A 21,309-nucleotide genomic window follows, 5' to 3' on the forward strand; every position below is an offset into this window, starting at 1 on the left:
AGAGAGGGTTTCTCTGGCTCTTTTTTTTGAGTTTTTTTCCTTTTAGGCATATTTGCAATCTTTCTTCTATAGAGAACCTACCTAGTATTAGCTCATATCGGCCCCGACGGGCCTTAGCGAGCATAGCTCGCATAAAGACGTGGTTCGAGTTTAGCAGCGATCTGACGCCTGAGCTGTATCTGATATTTGTACTGGCGCGGCCCCTTAGGGGGCCACAATTAGGAACGACCTCTCGGTCGTACTTTTTGGTTGTTGTTTCTCTGAAACAAATAATGAACTGCGTCAAAGGGTGGGTCCTCGCCATGCTCGCCGCGAGCGGCTGCGCGTGGCTCCGGTCCCCGCGCTAAAGCGCGGCCTTTGACCCAGCCCATTCTCTGCTTTCAATAAGAAAATGTTTGGTACTCACACCGAGATCAAATTCGTGAAACGTAATTAAATCAATATGTTACACGTGAAGCATATTTTAAAGTCAGGAAATTAAGCAGATGGAAAATACCCAGAACTTAACCAGCACAGCCGCAATGATTGAGGCTATGGAACTATATGGAACTCACCCTATAAGTCAGGAAAAAACTTTTAAAACTGATCTTTCAGAGCAAGAGCTAACCGATTATTTAGGGGAGTTGATGGGCGGATTGTCGGACTACTTGGAAAGCTCAGTTTTAGAAGATCAGTCAAGCGCAATCTTATCTGATTTTGTTAATATTTTGGCTCTTCTCCGCTTTGTTGAGTAGAAAAAGATGCCGACCGCCAAGTAACCTGTTGATATGTATGGTTTCTGATAACTTTACATAGAGCAGGTATATGACAATCAACATCTCGCAGCATATTTTAGGCCTCAAAGGGCAACGTGTAAATGAAATTAAACTGGATGACGGCGGTGTTAAGATTGTCATTCACTGCAGCCGAGACGCGCGTAGGAGGGCTATAGACCCTGCTACAGGCCAGAAGGGAAGCATCAACCAGCATGTCCGCCGACAAGTAAACGACATCCCCCTTTTTGGGTATCCTTGTGTGGTCGAGATTGAGCTGGCGCAGGTTTATATTAACAAGGGCGAACGCCGCATTGAGGGGTGTGATTTTGTTGATAAAGGGTGCCGTTTCACTCACCGATTTTGCCGACTGATCAGTGGATTATGTCGGCATATGTCTATTCAAGCGGTTTCCAGACATTTGGATATACGATGGGAAACGGTCAAGAATATCGACAGGGCATACCTTATTGAAACTCTCCCTACGCTTGATCCTGCAGAGCTAACTGGCTTGGAATATATTGGTGTAGATGAAGTTGCCCGGGCGAAAGGTCATGACTACATGACGGTGGTCTACGATATGGTTGGCGGTCATCTGATCTGGGTTGAAGCAGGCCGAACTGCCGAGGTTTTTTCAAGGTTTTTGAAACAACTGCAACCAGATACAGCCTGCAAAATAAAGGCCGTAGCGATGGATATGGGGCCTGCCTACCAAAAGGCTGTCAGAGAGTCCTTGCCGTTGGCCGACATAGTATTTGACCGTTTCCACGTCATGAAAAACTACAGCAAAGCTATCCATAATCAGCGTCGACTTGAGTTCAGAAAGGCCGATCCAAGTGGTAAAGAGTTGATGAAAGGGACGCATTATCTGTTGCTCAAAAATGCGGATAAGTTGAGTGAAAAACAAAGTGACAAGCTGCAAAGGTTGCTGGAGAGCAATAGCAACCTGAATGCACTTTACGTCTTGAAAGAACAGCTTCAGCTGCTGTGGAGTGCCGCTTCATTTGAGGCGATGGCGGAGCAACTGGAACGTTGGTGCCTGATAGCAGATCAGTCACAGATGCTCTATCTAAAAAAGTTCGCGAAATCCCTACGGAAACATTGTGTGGGCATCTGCAACTACGCCAAACACAAGCTCACAAGCGCCAGGATAGAGGCTGGTAATGTCAGTATAGGAATGATCCGTAAGCGAGCCAGAGGCATCAAGGATACCGAATACTTCAAACTCAAAATTAGACAATCATCCATTCCAGATAATCAATCTATGCTCTATTTGAAATCCTAAATCTACTCAACAAAGCGGAGAAGAGCCAATATTTTCAGCAGAAGAACAAACAGAATAGGCGTTGAGATTGACAAAAGCGGTTATCAAGTTAAAGACTTGATCGCAGCGCAAGACGGGAGCGAAATACAAGACACCCAACTACAAGACGCTCAACGGAAAATAGAAGCGTTAGAAACGCAGCAGTTAGCCCTTGAGCAGCTTACACTTTGCGCGGGTGATGTTTTTGAGAGTATTACGGGCAAGGCATGGATGCCTCAAAGCCGCCAAAGCCTTGTTAACAGGAAAGCTCAAACAGCAAGTATCATAGATGCAAGGGACTTTCTCAAGGCTCGTAAAGTCAATGAAACGCTTGTGCACTTACCCAAGGGAACGCCTGTTCTTTTTTCTGGTCATCAAAATACAACGGATATAGACAAGATCACGGAAATTCTGGACCGCATAGCTAAAAAAACGCCTGATATGTATCTGGTTACGACAGGCAACAGAAAAGGCGGCGATTTAATAGCGGGACAATGGGCCAAGACTAAAAAAATAGCTGTTTTGTCGTTTGGTATTACAGGCAATGGCAAGCGTGCGCCGTTTGATCGTAACCGCCAGATCTTCAAAGAGATAAGCCCCGTTTTAACTGTTGTTTTTGGCACTGGTGGCATACAGAAACACATCAAAGAGCTTGCCAGTGAAAACGGCTTGAAATCCTATCAGGGCGAAAATTGCTAAACCGCTTACATGGCAAGGGGCAGCAATGCCCCTTGTGCATGGTTGAGATTGACGAAAACCACAACTAAACATATATTAAGGATAGAGGAATTATATCATGGCCGCTTTAATGTACTTAGATACGCAAAAGATCACAAAAAAGCTAGTTGCGAGTGGTTTGACGGAAGATCAAGCCGAAAGCATAACAGACGTTGCGCGGGATATTACTGCTCATAATCTGGAACACCTAGCGACAAAAGACGATGTGCAAAAAAGTCATATAGCGCTTAAAGGCGAGATTGATAACGTGCGCACTGAGCTTAAAGGCGAGATTGATAACGTGCGCACTGAGCTTAAAGGCGAGATTGATAACGTGCGCACTGAGCTTAAAGGCGAGATTGATAACGTGCGCACTGAGCTTAAAGGCGAGATTGATAACGTGCGCACTGAGCTTAAAGGCGAGATTGATAACGTGCGCACTGAGCTTAAAGGCGAGATTGATAACGTGCGCACTGAGCTTAAAGGCGGTTTTGAAGCTGTTAATCAGAAGTTTGAAGCTGTTAATAAGAAGATTGAAACGGTTAAATCAGACCTAAAAACCGAGATATCGGAAAGCTCTAACAAAACAATTAAAACGCTTGTTTTGTTTATGGGGCTAATTGCGGTTGTCTTCAAGGTATTGAGCTATCTTGAATCTACGCCAACGCCTTAACAGGCAGCTTCACAATCCAATAAATTTGTGCGATATTAGAGTTATGGCTTATGACGAGCCATACAACCAGAGCCACCTTAACAGTCCGGCACCCCCGGCAACCCCCGTTAAGGTGGTTCACCTATTTTTTGTTGCTTTTCTTCGGAGTTGGGAGCGTCTAGGAACAGGTGTTATTTGGGCGCCTTGAGATGTGGATGGTCTCCGTCGCCCAAATAACACCTGCTGCGGCCAGCCAAACGACCCTGAATGGGGATAATTCCGTCCCCAAGAGGACGGAAGTGTGATGGTTTTCCACATTCTCCACAATCACTTCGCTCACGCTCGATCATATGGATAATGTGGAAAACCACCCCTTTATCCACAGTCAGGGCCGTTACAAGGGCTGGCCTTGCCCGCGCATTATGCGCGGGTTCCAAGACGCTCCAGTGTGCCAAAAATGGTTGGTCCGTGTTGGCGTGGTTGCAAAGATATTTTCTTATTTTTGAATCTTCGGAGAGCGCGTCGAGATAAGCGGCGTCTGCCCTACGGTCAGACAAGAGCGCCCATTGTGTTACACGAGGGCGTGGCGGCTTCAGTTGATGTGTTTTTTTTCTCCAGATATTGTTTATGGGTGAGGTGGTAGATCATATCGGCCCCCAAAAGGTTCGGCCCCCGAAAGGTTCGGCCCCGGCGGGCCTTTGTGAGCCATGCTCACACAAGTGCCAAGTAGTCCCATCGTTCCGCTGCGCTCTACTCAGGTAGAGACTTTTGTCGGTCTATCGACCTTTAGCGCCGATGGCGCATTGGCCTTTCCATGAAAGGCCAATGTCAGGACCACGCTACGCTGTTGTCGCGCCCAAGAGCGCGCCACTCAGAAGTCGTATCCCCATAATTTCTTTAGACGAAATCACAGAACGTTTTACGTTCTGCCCCTCGATCCAAGAGGATCTTCGGGATGGGTGATACCCCTCGACTTCATCGGTCCATTAGACAATTCCCCCAAAGCTCATCGCCGCTTGGCTAGTTCTTTTTTCATGTTTGAAAAAAGACATATCAATTAAGTGAAGAGGGACTAGAAAATGAAAAATATACAACAAAAACAAAATGTAACACGTGAAACATTGAAAACACACGAAGCAGGATATTGGGATGAACGCAAAGTAGCTTTTGCACAAATAGAGCAGCTAAAAGATCTTCATCGCAAGCTTGAGAACACGCCTGTTTTTGATGGAAATCACATCTCAAGTGCAAAGGGCTATAAAGAATATTTGGTGTTGAGAGATGAGGTGAATAGCGGTGTGGCTTGTGAAATAATTAACGCTCTTAATTTGTGTGAACTGCTCAATCTTAGAGTTGGCATTAACATAGACCGCCCATGCAAAAAACTTGATGTCCTTGCAGGCGAAATAACAGAACACGAACCCTGTTCATCAATGATTTACGAATGTTATGTCGAGAATTACCACAACCACCTTCTCTATAGGGCAAGCCAAGAGAGACTTAATCGGAACGAAACTGAAATATTAATAGGTAAGGTTGTTATTAGATCAGGATTATCTGAGCTACTAGAAAACTCTGCCCAAATATGGCGCTATGCCTATGATGCAAGATGTGAGGCAAGAGAAGCCATGGAGGGCGAGTACTAAGAAGTGAAGTCTGTTTTTAAAGGGGCTGAAATGCCCCTTTTAGAAGAAAATCAACACAAGGAATTTTGATATGGCTCTCAATCAAAAAACAGAAACCTTCATAGAAAAAGCCCTTTTTTTGGTTGGAGAAATAGCTGGCGCAATAACAGTATTTTTTGTTTTACCTGGCCTAATTTGGTTCTTTGGTATGGCGTTTGGGTTTAGATAAAAAAATAAAATAAATGAGCTTAAACAGTAGGTTGAAGCTTGTATTTGTGATAGAATATAAGCACAAAAAGGAAAAGAAAGATGCTTTTAAATCCCATGCCAAACAGACGACAATCAGAGACTTTTCGCCTGCCCGTTGGTGAAGCTGGTAAAGAGCAAACATTCTTTGTGACACTCGGAATAGTATCTGTTGGAAACAGGTTGGTTATTAATGAAGTGTTTCTCAAACACGGGAAGGAAGGACAAGCCCTTGATGCCATCTGCGATGATGCTGGCATCATCATATCAAAGCTCTTGCAGACGGGTTTTCCCGTCGCTGATCTTTGTCCCGGTATATCCATTCTTCCGGTATTTGACGCAAAAACTGAAAAGTGTCAGCCCGCCTCTATTTTGGGCGCAACTCTCCAGTTGATCGCCACCGAACAACAAGTTCTCGATAAGTGTTGTGGCTTGAGATCATCCGGGCTAGGGCTTGAGACTATCGCCAATTTGGGCTCAGATTAAATGAGACTATAAATTCCTTCCGGCTCACATTATTTGAGAATGGGCTCAAATTAACTGAGACAGGCTCACCCGAATGAGATTGAAGATTTTCAGAGCAAATAAAATTACTTAAATCAATGATACAAAAAGGATTAATTTTTTTTGTAGAGCTTAATGTTTGACAATCTACTAACCATTCTTCTAAAGGCTGCTTGTCCCAAACCTGCACTTTAATAAACGCATTTTGTACCTCGGTTGTGTTAGACCCATCAATGGCCACCTTCAAAGCGCTGACCGTTATGTCAATGAACTGCTCTTTTGAAAGGATGGCAGTTCCGGCTCAATCTTTGACCAACTCACCTTGGATTGGCACCAACTTTCGTGGGTCGGTCGAACCAGGTCAGAGGCATTAAGGATGCCTGCTTTAACATAGATCCGTCCGGGGTGCTGGGGGGATGTTCCATAAATTGGAGAACCGCAGTTTGAGCAAAAATAACGTGTAAGCTCATTTCCACTATCTGCAAACTTTGTGAACGAACCGAGTTCTCCAGAGAGGACGTCAAAAGTCTCCACATCAAAAGGGATAGAAACACCAAAAGCGCTCCCCGAGGATTTTTGGCAGTCAGTGCAGTGACAATAGACACCTAAACCAAGGGCTTTGCCGCAGGATACTGTTACCAATCCACACATACATGAACCTAAGTTTGGCTGGGACATACGGGATAATCCTTCACTCGTCGGTATTTGTTTTCATCAAACGCAACTGATTTGCCCCTAGTTTACCTGAGAGTAAAACTAATAGCGGTTAGACCCATGGAAATCCAGTGATCAGTAATGCTTACAAGAAAAGATAAGTGAAGAGGTCAATCTTGTTTAGTTATTTTTAATGGGTTTTCTTGTGCTTTTTGAGCGTATATTTCCCAGAATTTTGATCACCAGAAAAACCCTCGTTTTTCTTGTTCCATCAATAAAATCTAACAGGAAAATTTACAGTCTCATTCCAGTGAGCCTGTCTCAGTTAATTTGAGCCCATTCTCAAATAATCTGAGCCGGAAGGAATTTATAGTCTCATTTAATCTGAGCCCAAAATGGCGATAGTCTCAAGTCCTAGCCCCGATGATCTCAAGCCGCTACAGTTAGTCGCTTCAAGCCTTGCGCCTTTTTCTCAGCAATGAATCTACGCTGGTTTTCAAGGCTCGATTTCGGAGTCATATTGCGGTTCCTTGGTGGTGTTCTCTGCCCTTCATCCTAATAAAAATTTTGTAAATTTTGAAAGAGGCGCGTTTATACATGAAATTTGAATTTCATGTGAACGGCGATTTTGCGGGCTTCGATCTTCCAATTTCAGCCGCTCGGCTCTGATGGGCTGCGAGAGGCAGGGGCGCGGTCGTAGAGATCAACACAGGATTCCGCGCCGGCCCTAAAAGCAAGTTCGCGCTATGCGTGTGGAATGGGTTTGGGTCGAAACGCCAAGCGCACCGGAAATGGGGGTCCGGTGCGGGCCGTTTTCGTCAGGCGGAATTGTCCACCAGATCAAGCCGCTTTTCGATGCGGGCAAGGCGGGTTTGTATCTCTGCAATTGTGCTGTCTTGGGCCAGCTCGGTTTGCATGAAGGACACCATATGCCCCTTGATGGCTCGCACATCTGTTTCGAGATTTCCTAGCCGATTATCCACGCTGGTAAGCTTTGTTTGGATAGATTTCAGGTGCTCTAGGATTAGTTCGTTTGTCACGTTGTCGGTCATATGATTTTCCTTGTTTAGCTTTTGTTTTACAGCTTCACGCCTTTGCAGAATGTTTCAAACTGGCGGGCGACTTAGTATTTCTTGAACAGGTCCTGATGTGTCCCCGTTGCGATGAGCGACAGGGTTGTTTCGTCAAAATCATAGACAAGCAGCCAATCGCCTTCGATATGGCACTCCCACACCCCGGACCATTCACCTGACAACTTGTGAGGGCGCGCATTATGGGGCAAGTCCTGATCGAGACGTAGTAAATCGATCAAGCCTTGCAGCTTCGTTAGGTCTTTGTTGCGCTTTTGAAGTTTTTTGACCTGTCGTTTAAAGGCATTGGAAATGTGCAGGGCTTTCATGAAGCATCGGGTTCAGACAGAATTTCATCAAACAATGCTGCGGTTGAGCCTGCATGTTGATGCCCTTTACCCTGAGACAGTTCTGCAATGGCCGCGCGGGTTTCTACATTAGGGCTATGTAGGGAAACGGGTATGCCATCTTCGTTAATGACCGCATGATAGCTCATGTTGATAAAGGCACTTTCCGAGACACCGATGCGGGCTAAAATTGCTTGAGCCTGCTCTTTAACATCAGGCTTGACCCGCGCCCGAACGAATGCAGTTTTGTTGGTCATTACAAAGCACCTCCAAGGATGTTAGAAATAAAACGTGACACATTGTATCACTAAAAATCAAAAGAAACAATGCCCATGAAAACCAAAATAACCAATATATAACATGGACTTAAGAAAATGGCCGTAAGAAGCAAGCCAGCATTTGGATTGGACCATCCAACCAATCCCATCGGCATCTTAGGATGTGATATTCAAGGGGACTAAGATAATGCGTGTCATGATAGTCTTTCCCAAGCTTTGAGCGATGCCAGTACGAACCGTACCTAAATCCAAAAGTAGCCGAACCATCCGGAAAATTGCACGTCCAGTCATCAATTGAGTAAATTTCACAATCATCATATTCGTCGACAAACCACAGGACTTTATGCACAATTTGATCCCCTCGTAATTTATAGGTACTTGGGTTATGGGCCAAAAGACTGGGTTTCCCATTCAAAGGTAATGGAGTTTTTCTCGCGGAATATACGGTACGTTCTTCACCGAAATCGAACGTTGCTGCGATAAACCAAATTATCACTACCGATAATATCAATAAAACTATTGCCCTCATAAGGCTATCCTTTTGCAAAACGTCTCGAACTGGCGTTCCACCTTCGGACCATCGAGCGGAATGTTCTTGCCTGCGCACCAGTTGCGGAAATCACCCGCAATCAGGTTGATATCCTTGCCGCTGCCGTGGGTCTTGGCGATGGTCTGCCACGGCTCGGCATAGCGGATGCCGCCAGAGCAGGGAAGGCCACTACTGGCGTCTCTGCCCTGCCGTTCCGTCGCGCCTTGCGGCCTACCTTGGGGCTGTCCAGTTCGCGCTTGGTTGCCGTTGGGTCTGGCTTTGGTTCCCAAGAGATTTCAACGCTGGCAACAGTGCGCCCGATCTTGCGTGGCGTGGCCGTCAACGTGAACCTAGAGAGTTGATTTATTTCAGAAATAGCGGGTTTGAGAATATTGCGATTTAGGTCAGCAAAGCGTTTGGATTTACCCTGCTCAATTCCCAACATCGCGCGCAGCTGCGGCACCGTAAACACCTCGCCCGTCTTGTGTTTCAGACCTTGCAGACTGGCAAAATACTGGAACAGCAGAACGGAATATTTTGAGGTCATGGCAAAGGCCGTTTGACGGTCGAGAATTGCCCAGTGATTGGATTCTTCGGCCATGTCGCGGAACATCCGCCCAAAATACCACGACACCAGCACGTCACCCGTCAATTCGTGGCGATAGTCCACCATGCCTTGATCGAGCAGCCCGCCAATAGACCAGCGTTTCTTTTCCGGCTCGTCGTAAATAATTGTGGCCCCGCGCAATTCAGCAAACAGAGGCTTGAGGCTTTCTTGGTCGTGATGTGCCATGCCCTCGATTTTGCGGATGTCTGACAGGCGCATTTCGTGGCGCGTATCGTCGGCCATTCTGCCCCCTGCTTTACCAATCATCAGGTGCATCAATTTGAGGGCGCGAAGGCTCGGCGCGTTCTGCATGTAGACCCCCCTTGCAACCTCGGTTGGAAGGACGGTTTTTGTCTGGTCATAGGCGCGGTCAGCGGCCACTTGCGTTGTCTTTTTCATGGTGTGGCTTATTCGTGTTTATTTAACACTTGTCAATTCGTGATTTCGGCCCAATACCACACTTTTGCGGCCCAATACCACACTTGTAACTTTTTTAAGCCTTAAAAATAAGGGGTTTGCGCTCCCTGAACTTAAGAGAACTCTTGAACAAGAAATAGCCGGGGGTGTTTTTGGCTGTGGATAACTTCCGTTTTTGGTCCTTTTGGGATCCGTTTTGCCAAAATCCAAGTTTCGACCAGGTGGCAAAACCTGAAAAATTGCTAAGAGAAAAATCAGGGTCAAAACTGGCGACGTTCGGACTCCAATTTTGAGCAGCTCGCGGGATGGCTCGGAAGGCGCAAAAATCGGGTGCCGAAAATCGGGGTGCTGACGCTCCGAAATCGAGGGGCCAAAAACCCCCGAAAAACCAACCTGAAATTTTGCGGCAAATGCGCCCTTCTCAAAATCTCGGTTTTCGGGTGTGAAGCGCAGTGGAACAGAAAACCGGGTTAAGGAGAATTTTGCTCCTGAATTGTAAGATATCGATAGAATGTAGCTCGTGAAATCTTGAGAGTTGAGCATATCTTTTGGATACTTATAGCATGATTTTTATGCATTTCTTTGGCCATGATCACCCTTGGATCCTGAGCTGTAATGACCTTCCTTCCTCCTTTCTTCCCTCGGGCCCTCGCGGCCGTCAATCCAGCTTTTGTTCTTTCTTGTATAAGCCTGCGTTCAAACTGGGCAAGGGCGGAAAAAATATTAAAAACAAACTCGCCAGATGCGGTTGTTGTATCAATGACACCGTCACATATAGATTTAAAACCTATTTTGTTTTCAATAAGTTGTTCTATTAAATTTACTAAATGAGACATAGAACGCCCAAGACGATCAAGCCTCCAGACAAGTAAAATATCACCAGGTTTTAGCGCGACAATACAAGCATCTAAACCGGGGCGTGATGCTTTTTTACCAGACACTTTGTCGATATATATATTCCTCTTCGTGCACCCTTCTTTTTTCAGTGCATCAATCTGAAGATCCAAGTTTTGCTCGCTAGTGCTGACGCGAGCGTATCCTATAATTTTTCCCATTTTGGCCTACAAAAATTTTAATTGTCTTGTTTTGTAGCATAATAATGAGTTTATAGGATATTGATTTTTGAGACGGAAAGATGAGATTAAATATGTGAGGGTTTCTCAAAGTTTGAATTTGGTTGAAAAATTGCCTTAACAAAGGACCGTTTGATGAGAGTGGAAAAATGCCGGTAGAGTTTTTGTCTGATGAGCAACTAAAGCGTTATGGAAACTTTTCCTATCCTCCTTCCGAAGAACAACTCGCACGGTATTTTCATTTGGATGATACTGACTGCGCCCAGATAAAGAAACGGCGTGCGGACCATAATTTTTCAAGCCTTAAACCGGTTTACTGTTCCACCGCGCTTCACACCCCTATTACCTTTATGCCAAATATCAAGAATCATCTGAACATGTGTCTAAAAAGATTGCCCTTTTATGGGAGGTTCTATTCCGTGTTCTCTTTGAAGATTATTTGATAGCCCAAAATAATCGAACTCGTTTAAGCGGGCGTCTGTATGGTGCGGAATACCTTTAAGTTCGAGTGAATTTGCTGTCTGTACCTGACGGTTCATTGTGCCAGATAATATTCTGTCAAATTGTTTTGTTTACGATTATTTTGAAATTCCCTCAGGACTATATTTTCGTATTTCTCATATAAAATATTGTTAATTTCATTGCACTGATTATCGTTTGCCATCGTACGTCTCTTCATTTTGATAGTATGGTATATACCATACCATACTATACCATACTGTTATATAGTTCTTCGGCTTCATCTCTCAAAGCTATTTCAAAGTAACCTCGTAAGATGGCTTGAGCAGATCTTCCTGTTTTTTCAGCAATAAAATCGAGTCTTGCTTTATCTCTAGGGTCAATCAAAAGCATAGATCTTACTTTGGGTGTTGATGGTAAATTTTCCCATGGCCTTTCATTTAAGTTTGGCTCGCCGTTTCCGCCCTCAAGCATAGGATCTGCTCCATCTACAAAATTGTCAAATTTTTCATTGTCAATACTCTGTTGGGTAGCCAGAAGTTTTGGGCTTCTCATTTTCTTTTTCTCTGCCATAGTTTTATCCGTAAATAATATTGTATAATTTAGCTATTTCCGCTGTCGCTTTCTTAGCGGGCTCTTTGGACTGATTTAGGTCTCTTGCACCCTGCCCGTCTTGATAAGCACTTGCTAGTGTAGGACGAGACAGAATTTTTACATCTCCTAATTGGATGCAATCTAGCTCCTCAATAGCCTCTTTAGATTGTCCAAGGGCATTATGAACATTTAGCCCATCGGCAAGATTAAATATTGCTGTTGCAGTTAGGTTTGGATTAATAGCCTCGACTTGCTTAACTAGGTCATCAAGATCACCTAGCCCCCAAATATCTGCTTGACTAGGACGGCAAGGAGCAATCAAACATTCAGCGATAGCAAGGCTTGTGCGTAGTTCTCTGCTATCTTGTCCGCCACAATCAATAATTACATCGTCATATTCTTCTGAGAGAGCTTTGATTTTTTTGGCAAAAGCTTTTGCATCTGTTCGCTTGTCTATGGCAAGAGTGGCAGACTGAATTACGGGCTTGACTTGTTCGACAGTTCGCACGCTAGCCCACTTACTGGTTGTTTGCTGCTTGTCTGCATCAATTAGAAGAACGTTTTTACCTTCATGTACGGCGTAAACTGCTAGGTTAGCCGAAAGCATTGACTTGCCCACGCCACCCTTTGTTTGTCCCATTAAAATTATCATTTTCTTACCTTTAAATGGTATGGTATATACTAGGATATACCATACCATACTAGTATATACCATACTAAAAATAAAATAAACTTTAATTGTCTTATAAATGATGGATTGTAGGACAGTCTTGTTTGCTGTGAAAAAAGTGTAAAATGGTGTCTTTTAATTGTGTCCTATATTTAATTGTCTTATAATTGAAAATATAATTAATATAATACAGGACAATTATTGTGAAAATTGGTTATGCGCGAGTTTCAACAACAGAGCAAAATCTTGATACTCAAATAAAAGATTTATATGCGGCTGGTTGCGACAAGGTTTTTCATGAAAAGATATTTGGTGTGGCGACAATCAAACCAGAATTAGAAAATGCAATGATTGTAATGAATCCTGGTGACACTCTAGTGGTCTGGAAACTCGACAGGCTTGGTCGAAAAACTACTGATCTTTTGATATTTCTTAAAGATCTTCAGTCGCGTAAGATTAACTTTCAGTCAATTACCGATAGTTTGGACTCATCCAATGGTCCTATTGGGAAGCTTATACTTTTGATTTTATCAGCATTTGCAGAGCTTGAGAGGGACTTAAATATAGAGCGTACCATGCGGGGGCTAGAGGCTGCCTGGGCAAGTGGTAAGAGATCAGGGCCTAAAGAAAAGGTTTCTGATGAGAGTATCCGAATGGCTATGGATCTTCTGGAAAAACCCGATGGAAACGGAAAACATCGCACAGGAGCTGCGGTGGCAAAAATGATAGGTTTATCTCGATCCAGTCTTTACCGAAGAATCAATAAACTTAAAGCTGAAGGTGTTTAGTTACTTTTCCCCAAGCCCCATGTGAGGAACGCTTGAATGTTCTTCTTATATCTGAAGAGAAGAATGTTTTTCCTGGTTGAACCAGGAACTGGAGAAGAGGTCTCCGGTTCCGCAAGCCAGGAGAAAGCAATGCAAAAGTTTAACGCAGCGCAAGAAGTTACAAACAAGATCATAGAGGCGATTGAGAGCGGTTTAGCCGATGGCCGGAAATGGGTAATGCCGTGGCAAAGCCATGGGGAGTTGTCAATGCCATTGAATGCCTTGACGGGCAAGACCTATCGAGGCGGTAATATTGTTTCTCTCTGGGCCTCAGGAAAGACCTCGGGCTTTACTTCCGGGTATTGGGCGAGTTTCAAGCAATGGAAAGCGCTTGGTGCCCAGGTAAAGAAGGCGAGCAAGGGAACCAGTATTGTTTTTTGGAAGAAGTTCCACATCGAGGACGATGAAGCCCCGGCTGACGAAGAAAGCGATGATCGTAAAAGCCATTTAAAATGTTGGAGCTCGAAGGTCTTTAATGCGGATCAGGTTGAGGGCTGGGAGCCACCTGAAAGTACTGTACCTGACCATGAGGAAAGGCTTGAGAGTGCTGAAACGTTTTTTGCGAATACGGGCCTTGATATCCGCTATGGACAAGGCCAAGCCTTCTATTGTCCGGCTGAGGATTACATCGGTATGCCGTCGCGATCCTGTTTTGTTGCAACAGAATATGGAACGGCATCGGAGCACTTCTATTCTGTTTTAGCCCACGAAGCGGCCCATGCCTCGGGTGCAAAACATCGTCTGGACCGCGACCTTTCGGGACGGTTCGGCAGTGAGAAGTACGCCGCTGAAGAACTTGTGGCAGAGATATCGTCTGCGATGACCTGTGCGCTGTTGAATATCTCGCCTGCTCCGCGCGAAGACCATTTTCACTACGTAAAAAACTGGCTGGATGTTCTTCGAGGTGACAAATACGCGATTTTCACAGCCGCTTCAAAGGCACAGGCGGCAACGGAGTATTTACAAGGTCTTCAAGGGGAGGGGGAACAATGAAAATATATTTTAAAACCCCTGCGATGAAGATAGGCAAGCACGAGTGGCGCGCGATTGTCTCAGATCATTGTTTTCTGAAAAGCGAAGAGGGGGTTCCAGTGCGGATTGTTCAATACGAATGGCGAAAAAATAAGTGTGATTTATGGAAAGAGAGTTCCCGTTGGCCAACTTACAATCACCACGACGCATACAATGGTTTGCCCAAATCGCTCACGAAGCTCCATGAGGCAAATATTGAGGGGTTGAATATGGCCCTTGGAATGCTTGTACCCGTGAGATCGCAGGGGACTTTGTTTTAGGCCTGCTTTGAAGTGGAGGAGGTTCTTTTTGTTTGAAGAAAGGGCTTGGAAGAAATTCTGAGCCTTTTCTGGAAATTTTATGTCCACATCAAACGAAGGAATAGACAATGAAATACGGAAAAAAGCAGTACAGCCTGGATAAACTTGTAATTTCCGAGCACAACGTGCGGACAGAAGCTACGCAAGAAGGTTCGTTGGAAAAGTTGAAACTTTCTATTAAGACCGCGGGGCTCATTAATCCACTAACAGTTTTTGTAAATGACGGATCCGCAGAAGTGATATGCGGCGGGCGTCGGTTCTCTGCGTTGCAAGAGTTACAAGAGGCCGGTGATATAGACAAGAGCTACAAAGTCGAGTGCCGGATTGTGCCAGAAGGGGTTGATATCACGAAGGTATCGCTCATGGAAAATGTTGTACGCGAGCCGATGAAGCCTTCTGAAGAGTTTGAGGCGTTTCACAAACTTTCATTGGCTGGGATGAGTGTTGAAGAAATCGCGCATGATTTCGGGACGACAGTACGTCATGTTGAGCAGCGGTTGCGTCTGGCGACGATCGCGCCAGAGATTTTTGAAAGCTACAAGAAGGGAGATATTACGCTTGATATCCTCAAAGCCTTTGGCGCAACGGACAACCAGGAGCGTCAGCTTGCTTATTTTCGGGAGAACACTCATTTCTCCGAGTATCAGATCAAAAAAGCGATGCAGGTTGAAACTTACAAAACCAATCATCGTTTTGCGCGTTTTGTAGGGCTGAAAGCGTATGAGGGGGCTGGGGGTCTTGTTGAGCGAGATCTTTTTTCTTCGGATGATGATGTGTTGCTGATATCTCCGGAAATCCTGGAACGGCTTGTTGATGAAAGGATGGAGCAGGTTTGTTCTAAATACCGTGAAGCAGGCTGGTCCTTTGCGGAACGGGTGAAAGATTCTGATGAAATTTTACCAAGTTTTGACCGGAAGTTTTATCCCGAAAGGGCGGAGCTATCAAAAGAAGAGCTTGTGCGGATGGACGAGATTGCGGCTGAGCTTGAAGTGCTCGATGAGCAAGGTAATTTTGCTGATGAAACTATGGTTCGGGACTTACTGGAAGAGTATCGAGAGCTTGAAGAAAAGTGTGATTTTTTCTCCCCTGAAGAAAAGGCTGCAAGTGGAGTTGTGGTCGTTCTTGATTGGACTGGAGAGATAAGTGTTGAGCGGGGCCTTGTTCGTCGTTGTGAGGAAGAAGCTGATATAGATACATCTGATTGTGATGAGGGGGATAGATCCTCTGAAGAAGCGTCTGATGCTTCTTCAGTTGTAGGATATTCGGGCGTTGTTCTTGATCGTCTGACGGCAATGCGGGCTAAGTGTTTTCAGGCGGACCTTGCGCGCAATCCTGATCTTGCACGTGATTTTTTGTTGTACAGTCTTGTAATTGATACCTTTAGGACTTTTGTTGACAAGCCTCTGGCAATCAGCCTTGCGGCTCAGGGGGAACGGTTAGACGATGTGGAGATTGACGCCACTCCTGCACAGGGTGTTCTCTCGGCTATTCACGAAAAATTTGAAAAGCTATTTTCTGTTGAGGATGGTGAGCTGCGTTCAGTTGTTTTTGGTTTAAGCGAGACGGATAAGGTGGAGCTTTTAAGCTACTGTGTTGGGTGTAGTTTCAAGGCGCAGCTTGGGGTTCGTCGTCCATATACGGGATCGAAATCCTTCGAGCACAATAAGGGGGTGAGTGAGGCGGAGGTTCTGCTCGGGACGGATATCCGTGAAGGCTGGTCTCCGACGAGTGAGAGTTTTCTCTCACGGCTATCCACAAAGAAGTTGCTGGAAATTGGTGCGGAAATCGTAGATGATAATTGGGCGTTATCGAGATCGACGGAGAAAAAGATTAACCTTGCACATGCAATCGCACGTCTCTTTGATCCTGATAATGCAAGTCTAAGTGCCGAACAACGTGCCCGAGCAGCCAAATGGTTGCCGCAGGAAATGATTAACCAGGATATGGTTTGCCATAATTTGGTTATTCCCGCGTTTGTTTCGGAGACGGACGAAGAAGTAGCGGAAGATATATCAGATAGCTCCGATATTCCTGATTATCTGCAAGCTGTTTGATGTAACCAATAACCCTACACTTTAGGGCTGGACTTAATTGTCTGGCCCTTTTTTTGTGGCGGATTTTTGGAAGGGAAGTCAGTTTTTTCTTTTTTGAAGTTGATTCAAAGAGGAGAAAAAAATGTCAAATTTTCGGATAGAGCAATATTACAACTGTTGTATGGGCCGCAAAGAGCCAAATTGGAGCGAGTATAGCCATCTGGTATTAGAGGGCTGTATTTGTGAGGGGGAAAATATTTGCGGCGGAATTGATCGAGCGGGAGCGGAATTTTTCTCGGTCTATGGACGTCTGAAAAATGGGGCGAGTAAGGCGATTACAGATATTATTTCGTCGGTTGATGTGGCGATTGACGTTGCTGAAAAACACGCAGAGCGCTCACAGCTAAGGCTCGATGTTTTGTGTTAAAGGGCAATCTTTTGGGGTGTGTGCTGCTGAATCTGCTGCAGAGATTGTGTGCAGAACAGACGATATTCGAGTGAGCGCAGATTGATTTAGGGGTCAGTGGTTTTTCCTTAATCTCTCGTTGATTTAGGCAAAATAGAAATTTCAAGAACCTTTACAAGCCTTAATTTCCCCGCCTAAAGGCTCCTCGCGCAACAAATTAAGGCTTGCAAAGCCCCTTTGACAAAATTCCTTACATTTAGCCATCAACTCAAAGAAAAGGAAAAAGACAATGACAACAAAACCAACATTCACAGCTTACGAAATCTCTGATGGTGAAGACACAAAATACTGGCACAAGGTTGGTGCCGCCTGGCCTCACAAAGACGGCCTTGGATTTAATATCAAGCTCTTTGCCCTACCGGTGAACGGGAAGATTGTGATCAGAGAAAACAAGTCGTCTGAGCATGAGAGCTAGGCTTGAGCTATTACCCCTTCGGAGTGATCTCCGGAGGGGTATTTCTTTAATTGTGAGGAATTTTGTGTATTTGAAGTGAAGTGTTTATATCGGCGCATCCGCCTCTTTTTTTAGCGGTCCATAAGACAGGACTTGCAGCGATCTGATGGCGGAGTTGCTTTTGGCATTTTTACTGGCGCGGCCTCCTTCGTCGTCCACAATCAGGAACGACCTCTCGGTCGTACTTTTCTTGTTGTTTCTTTGAAACAAATATTGGAGAGGATCAAGGGGTGGGTCCTCGCCATGCTCGCCGCAAGCGGCTGCGCGTGGCTCTGGTCCCCGCGCTAAAGCGCGGCCCTTGATCCTCTCCAATCTTGGCTTTCACGGCGAAAATGTTTGGTGCTCAAAACGAGCTTAATTTAATAAACATTTTAGAAGGTGAAAAGCAGATGGAACAATCCCAGAACTTAACCGCAACAAGCGCAGCTATTGAGACAATGGAACTCTATGGAACTCACCCCTTTGCAGAAGAAAAAACATTCAAAGCAGATTTGAGTGAAGAAGAAGCCACGGATTATTTGTCCGAGATCATGACAAGCCTTGCAGATCAGCTAGAACATTCTGTTTTAGATGATCTCACAAGCGTGATTTTGTCGGACCTTGTGAACATCTTTAACCGTAGAGCTAATTCTATCGGGGTAAAAATAGATAAAGAAAGCTATGGAATTAAGGACTTGTTAGCCTCACAAGATGGTAGTGAAATTAACGATACGCTTTTACAGGATGCACAGCGAAAAATGGAAATTCTGGAAGGCCAACAATTAGCACTGGAGCAGTTTTGTCTTTGTGCGGGAGAAGTGTTTGAGACGATTACAGGCAAGGCATGGATGCCCCATACCCGCCAGAGCCTTGCTAATCGTAAACAACAAACTGCAAGCGTGATTGATGCCAAGGACTTTCTCAAGGCGCGTAAAGTCAATGAAACCTTGGTCCACTTGCCTAAAGGAACACCTATTTTATTTTCAGGTGATCAAAAAATAACAGACATGGACAAGGTAACAGGTGTTCTTGATCGACTTTTGAAAAAGTACGCAGATATGTATCTGGTAACAACGGGCAATGCTAAAGGCGGGGATTTGATTGCAGGACAATGGGCGCGAACAAACAAAGTACAGGTTGTGCAATTTGGTATCCGTCAAAAGGGTAAAAAAGCCCCCTTTGATCGTAATCGCGAAATTTTTACCGAATTGACCCCAGCCCTAACTATTGTTTTTGGGCAAGGCGGGATTCAACAACACTTGCGGAAACTGGCAAAGGAAAACGGGTTAAAATCCTATCAGGGTGAAGATTGCTAGAGCCTTTAGGGAAGGGGGCGTAGTCTGCCCCTTTCACTTTGTTTTGATTGACTAAAATTAAATGAGAACTTATATATAGCTAATGGGAAAAAGATATGACTGATACATCTATGAATGAGCGTATGGCAAAATCAGAGGGCAAAATGGAAGGAATTGAAATATTTCTACCTAAGTTACTTGCCCGTTTTGAGCATATGGAAGAGTCTATCAAAGGTGACTTTAAAGACTTAAAAGCTGAATTTAAAGACTTAGAGCAGAAGACTGATGCACAGTTTAAAGGCTTAGAGCAGAAAATAGATACTAATCGTGCTGATAGATGGATGCAGACAATAACCACATTAGGAGTAACAGCGGCGATGCTTGGTGTAGCTATTGCTGTTTTAGGCGGCTTTTCCACATAGTCAGGCCGCTAATTTTAATAAAAACAAAAGCCGTTCTAATATTTAGAGCGGCTTTTCTTTTTTAGGTTTTGTGCTAAGGTAACTTAATGTCCTTTTCCCTTAAAGGTCATATCTGCGAAGCCGCTTTGCTATTCCCTGGAACCCCCTTTGATGATAGCAAAGCGGTTTTTTTCGTAGGATTTTACTTTCCTGCTAACTCTGGACTTCCTAAATCTTTTGATTTTCGCGGCTTTGAGATATGGAGGTCTCCAGCTCGCGAAAATCAAAAGACTGCGACCAGCCAAACGCGATAGCCTGTGGATAATACGGCCCTAAAGGTCCGTAGCGGGGTTATTTCCCACATTCTACCCAATCACTCGCTATCACTCGATCATGTGCATAATGTGGAAAAAACCCCTTTATCCATAGGCGATCCCGTTACAAAGGCTGGTCTTGCTCGCGCACTATGCGCGAGTTAAGGAAGTCATGCTTCACCTGAAAGTATGAATGTTCTGAATTGGCTGGAGTATTTTTTGTTTAATTGAGTTGGCCTTATGGCCAACAGATACGCCCATTGGCTTTGCCCAGGGCGCGAGGACACCGAGGGTTAAAGTTTCTGGCACTTCTCCGCTTTGTTGAGTAGATTTAGGATTTCAAATAGAGCATAGATTGATTATCTGGAATGGATGATTGTCTAATTTTGAGTTTGAAGTATTCGGTATCCTTGATGCCTCTGGCTCGCTTACGGATCATTCCTATACTGACATTACCAGCCTCTATCCTGGCGCTTGTGAGCTTGTGTTTGGCGTAGTTGCAGATGCCCACACAATGTTTCCGTAGGGATTTCGCGAACTTTTTTAGATAGAGCATCTGTGACTGATCTGCTATCAGGCACCAACGTTCCAGTTGCTCCGCCATCGCCTCAAATGAAGCGGCACTCCACAGCAGCTGAAGCTGTTCTTTCAAGACGTAAAGTGCATTCAGGTTGCTATTGCTCTCCAGCAACCTTTGCAGCTTGTCACTTTGTTTTTCACTCAACTTATCCGCATTTTTGAGCAACAGATAATGTGTCCCTTTCATCAACTCTTTACCACTTGGATCGGCCTTTCTGAACTCAAGTCGACGCTGATTATGGATAGCTTTGCTGTAGTTTTTCATGACGTGGAAACGGTCAAATACTATGTCGGCCAACGGCAAGGACTCTCTGACAGCCTTTTGGTAGGCAGGCCCCATATCCATCGCTACGGCCTTTATTTTGCAGGCTGTATCTGGTTGCAGTTGTTTCAAAAACCTTGAAAAAACCTCGGCAGTTCGGCCTGCTTCAACCCAGATCAGATGACCGCCAACCATATCGTAGACCACCGTCATGTAGTCATGACCTTTCGCCCGGGCAACTTCATCTACACCAATATATTCCAAGCCAGTTAGCTCTGCAGGATCAAGCGTAGGGAGAGTTTCAATAAGGTATGCCCTGTCGATATTCTTGACCGTTTCCCATCGTATATCCAAATGTCTGGAAACCGCTTGAATAGACATATGCCGACATAATCCACTGATCAGTCGGCAAAATCGGTGAGTGAAACGGCACCCTTTATCAACAAAATCACACCCCTCAATGCGGCGTTCGCCCTTGTTAATATAAACCTGCGCCAGCTCAATCTCGACCACACAAGGATACCCAAAAAGGGGGATGTCGTTTACTTGTCGGCGGACATGCTGGTTGATGCTTCCCTTCTGGCCTGTAGCAGGGTCTATAGCCCTCCTACGCGCGTCTCGGCTGCAGTGAATGACAATCTTAACACCGCCGTCATCCAGTTTAATTTCATTTACACGTTGCCCTTTGAGGCCTAAAATATGCTGCGAGATGTTGATTGTCATATACCTGCTCTATGTAAAGTTATCAGAAACCATACATATCAACAGGTTACTTGGCGGTCGGCATCTTTTTCTACTCAACAAAGCGGAGAAGAGCCAAGTTTCTCCGTCTAAATATTAGCTTGTTGCTACATCAAGCCAAGTTTTCCCT

The 21,309-nt window shown here is 44.9% G+C and carries 27 protein-coding genes; 16 read left to right on the forward strand and 11 right to left on the reverse strand.

The window, feature by feature from the left end:
- Window positions 1-485: 485 nt before the first annotated feature.
- Complete coding sequence (locus ACOGW3_RS00515; protein ID WP_419901159.1) at window positions 486-734, forward strand: hypothetical protein; 249 nt, start codon at window positions 486-488, stop codon at window positions 732-734.
- Here the strand turns inward: ACOGW3_RS00515 and ACOGW3_RS00520 are convergent.
- Window positions 687-818, reverse strand: coding sequence for a hypothetical protein (locus ACOGW3_RS00520; RefSeq protein WP_419901160.1), 132 nt, complete (start codon window positions 816-818; stop codon window positions 687-689). The genes ACOGW3_RS00515 and ACOGW3_RS00520 overlap by 48 nt on opposite strands.
- Between ACOGW3_RS00520 and ACOGW3_RS00525 the strand changes: the two genes are divergently transcribed.
- The 6 genes from ACOGW3_RS00525 to ACOGW3_RS00550 all read left to right on the forward strand — a co-directional run bounded on the left by ACOGW3_RS00525 (window position 805) and on the right by ACOGW3_RS00550 (window position 5,781).
- Window positions 805-2,037 (forward strand): ISL3 family transposase, encoded by a 1,233-nt coding sequence (locus ACOGW3_RS00525; protein WP_419901077.1) that lies wholly within the window; start codon window positions 805-807, stop codon window positions 2,035-2,037. The two genes, ACOGW3_RS00520 and ACOGW3_RS00525, sit on opposite strands and share 14 nt — an antisense overlap.
- 96 nt (window positions 2,038-2,133) lie before the next feature.
- A complete protein-coding gene (locus ACOGW3_RS00530; protein ID WP_419901161.1) occupies window positions 2,134-2,754 on the forward strand; it encodes a DUF2493 domain-containing protein in 621 nt (206 codons plus the stop codon).
- A 97-nt stretch (window positions 2,755-2,851) separates the two neighbouring features.
- A complete protein-coding gene (locus tag ACOGW3_RS00535) occupies window positions 2,852-3,445 on the forward strand; it encodes a coiled-coil domain-containing protein (RefSeq protein ID WP_419901162.1) in 594 nt (197 codons plus the stop codon).
- Window positions 3,446-4,503: 1,058 nt separating this feature from the next.
- A complete protein-coding gene (locus tag ACOGW3_RS00540; protein WP_419901163.1) occupies window positions 4,504-5,070 on the forward strand; it encodes a hypothetical protein in 567 nt (188 codons plus the stop codon).
- A gap of 70 nt (window positions 5,071-5,140) precedes the next feature.
- Window positions 5,141-5,278 (forward strand): hypothetical protein, encoded by a 138-nt coding sequence (locus ACOGW3_RS00545; RefSeq protein ID WP_419901164.1) that lies wholly within the window; start codon window positions 5,141-5,143, stop codon window positions 5,276-5,278.
- Window positions 5,279-5,358: 80 nt separating this feature from the next.
- Window positions 5,359-5,781 carry a hypothetical protein gene (locus ACOGW3_RS00550; RefSeq protein ID WP_419901165.1) on the forward strand — a complete coding sequence of 141 codons (423 nt, stop codon included), beginning with the start codon at window positions 5,359-5,361 and terminating at the stop codon, window positions 5,779-5,781.
- A gap of 276 nt (window positions 5,782-6,057) precedes the next feature.
- Here ACOGW3_RS00550 and ACOGW3_RS00555 read toward each other — a convergent pair whose 3' ends face one another.
- The 6 genes from ACOGW3_RS00555 to ACOGW3_RS00580 all read right to left on the reverse strand — a co-directional run bounded on the left by ACOGW3_RS00555 (window position 6,058) and on the right by ACOGW3_RS00580 (window position 10,756).
- On the reverse strand, window positions 6,058-6,477 hold the full coding sequence (locus ACOGW3_RS00555) for a GFA family protein (RefSeq protein ID WP_419901166.1): 420 nt from the start codon (window positions 6,475-6,477) through the stop codon (window positions 6,058-6,060).
- A gap of 794 nt (window positions 6,478-7,271) precedes the next feature.
- The gene (locus tag ACOGW3_RS00560) at window positions 7,272-7,505 is read right to left on the reverse strand and encodes a hypothetical protein (protein WP_419901167.1); all 234 of its coding nucleotides are present in this window, start codon (window positions 7,503-7,505) and stop codon (window positions 7,272-7,274) included.
- Between the two features lie 71 nt (window positions 7,506-7,576).
- Window positions 7,577-7,852 (reverse strand): type II toxin-antitoxin system YafQ family toxin, encoded by a 276-nt coding sequence (locus tag ACOGW3_RS00565; RefSeq protein ID WP_419901168.1) that lies wholly within the window; start codon window positions 7,850-7,852, stop codon window positions 7,577-7,579.
- The gene (locus ACOGW3_RS00570) at window positions 7,849-8,127 is read right to left on the reverse strand and encodes a type II toxin-antitoxin system RelB/DinJ family antitoxin (protein WP_419901169.1); all 279 of its coding nucleotides are present in this window, start codon (window positions 8,125-8,127) and stop codon (window positions 7,849-7,851) included. Before ACOGW3_RS00570 ends, ACOGW3_RS00565 begins: the two co-directional genes overlap by 4 nt.
- A 650-nt stretch (window positions 8,128-8,777) precedes the next feature.
- Window positions 8,778-9,683, reverse strand: a complete 906-nt coding sequence (locus tag ACOGW3_RS00575; protein WP_419901170.1) for a replication initiation protein — start codon at window positions 9,681-9,683, stop codon at window positions 8,778-8,780.
- A gap of 488 nt (window positions 9,684-10,171) precedes the next feature.
- Window positions 10,172-10,756 carry a recombinase family protein gene (locus ACOGW3_RS00580; protein WP_419901171.1) on the reverse strand — a complete coding sequence of 195 codons (585 nt, stop codon included), beginning with the start codon at window positions 10,754-10,756 and terminating at the stop codon, window positions 10,172-10,174.
- Between the two features lie 167 nt (window positions 10,757-10,923).
- Here ACOGW3_RS00580 and ACOGW3_RS00585 point away from each other — a divergent pair, with 167 nt between their 5' ends.
- A complete protein-coding gene (locus ACOGW3_RS00585; protein ID WP_419901172.1) occupies window positions 10,924-11,217 on the forward strand; it encodes a DUF4158 domain-containing protein in 294 nt (97 codons plus the stop codon).
- Here the strand turns inward: ACOGW3_RS00585 and ACOGW3_RS00590 are convergent.
- The 3 genes from ACOGW3_RS00590 to ACOGW3_RS00600 form a co-directional block, all read right to left on the reverse strand.
- Entirely contained in the window at window positions 11,158-11,328 is a 171-nt protein-coding gene (locus ACOGW3_RS00590) for a hypothetical protein (RefSeq protein ID WP_419901441.1), read from the reverse strand. The genes ACOGW3_RS00585 and ACOGW3_RS00590 overlap by 60 nt on opposite strands.
- A gap of 154 nt (window positions 11,329-11,482) precedes the next feature.
- Complete coding sequence (locus ACOGW3_RS00595; RefSeq protein WP_419901173.1) at window positions 11,483-11,806, reverse strand: hypothetical protein; 324 nt, start codon at window positions 11,804-11,806, stop codon at window positions 11,483-11,485.
- A 4-nt stretch (window positions 11,807-11,810) separates the two neighbouring features.
- Complete coding sequence (locus ACOGW3_RS00600; RefSeq protein ID WP_419901174.1) at window positions 11,811-12,542, reverse strand: AAA family ATPase; 732 nt, start codon at window positions 12,540-12,542, stop codon at window positions 11,811-11,813.
- A gap of 158 nt (window positions 12,543-12,700) precedes the next feature.
- Here ACOGW3_RS00600 and ACOGW3_RS00605 point away from each other — a divergent pair, with 158 nt between their 5' ends.
- From ACOGW3_RS00605 to ACOGW3_RS00635, 7 genes are all read left to right on the forward strand, one after another.
- A complete protein-coding gene (locus tag ACOGW3_RS00605; RefSeq protein WP_419901175.1) occupies window positions 12,701-13,285 on the forward strand; it encodes a recombinase family protein in 585 nt (194 codons plus the stop codon).
- Window positions 13,286-13,348: 63 nt separating this feature from the next.
- Window positions 13,349-14,317 carry an ArdC family protein gene (locus tag ACOGW3_RS00610; protein ID WP_419901176.1) on the forward strand — a complete coding sequence of 323 codons (969 nt, stop codon included), beginning with the start codon at window positions 13,349-13,351 and terminating at the stop codon, window positions 14,315-14,317.
- Window positions 14,318-14,723: 406 nt separating this feature from the next.
- Complete coding sequence (locus ACOGW3_RS00615; RefSeq protein WP_419901177.1) at window positions 14,724-16,709, forward strand: ParB/RepB/Spo0J family partition protein; 1,986 nt, start codon at window positions 14,724-14,726, stop codon at window positions 16,707-16,709.
- A gap of 121 nt (window positions 16,710-16,830) precedes the next feature.
- Complete coding sequence (locus ACOGW3_RS00620; protein WP_419901178.1) at window positions 16,831-17,115, forward strand: hypothetical protein; 285 nt, start codon at window positions 16,831-16,833, stop codon at window positions 17,113-17,115.
- Between the two features lie 268 nt (window positions 17,116-17,383).
- Window positions 17,384-17,569 carry a hypothetical protein gene (locus ACOGW3_RS00625; RefSeq protein WP_419901179.1) on the forward strand — a complete coding sequence of 62 codons (186 nt, stop codon included), beginning with the start codon at window positions 17,384-17,386 and terminating at the stop codon, window positions 17,567-17,569.
- A gap of 371 nt (window positions 17,570-17,940) precedes the next feature.
- On the forward strand, window positions 17,941-18,903 hold the full coding sequence (locus ACOGW3_RS00630) for a DUF2493 domain-containing protein (protein WP_419901180.1): 963 nt from the start codon (window positions 17,941-17,943) through the stop codon (window positions 18,901-18,903).
- A 95-nt stretch (window positions 18,904-18,998) separates the two neighbouring features.
- The gene (locus ACOGW3_RS00635) at window positions 18,999-19,304 is read left to right on the forward strand and encodes a hypothetical protein (protein WP_419901181.1); all 306 of its coding nucleotides are present in this window, start codon (window positions 18,999-19,001) and stop codon (window positions 19,302-19,304) included.
- A 624-nt stretch (window positions 19,305-19,928) separates the two neighbouring features.
- Here ACOGW3_RS00635 and ACOGW3_RS00640 read toward each other — a convergent pair.
- Window positions 19,929-21,161 (reverse strand): ISL3 family transposase, encoded by a 1,233-nt coding sequence (locus ACOGW3_RS00640; RefSeq protein WP_419901077.1) that lies wholly within the window; start codon window positions 21,159-21,161, stop codon window positions 19,929-19,931.
- Between ACOGW3_RS00640 and ACOGW3_RS00645 the strand changes: the two genes are divergently transcribed.
- Window positions 21,148-21,279: a hypothetical protein gene (locus ACOGW3_RS00645; RefSeq protein ID WP_419901182.1), complete on the forward strand. Its 132-nt coding sequence runs from the start codon at window positions 21,148-21,150 to the stop codon at window positions 21,277-21,279. The genes ACOGW3_RS00640 and ACOGW3_RS00645 overlap by 14 nt on opposite strands.
- Window positions 21,280-21,309 lie beyond the last annotated feature (30 nt).

The organism is Kiloniella sp., assembly GCF_965205715.1.
Lineage (GTDB): Bacteria > Pseudomonadota > Alphaproteobacteria > Kiloniellales > Kiloniellaceae > Kiloniella.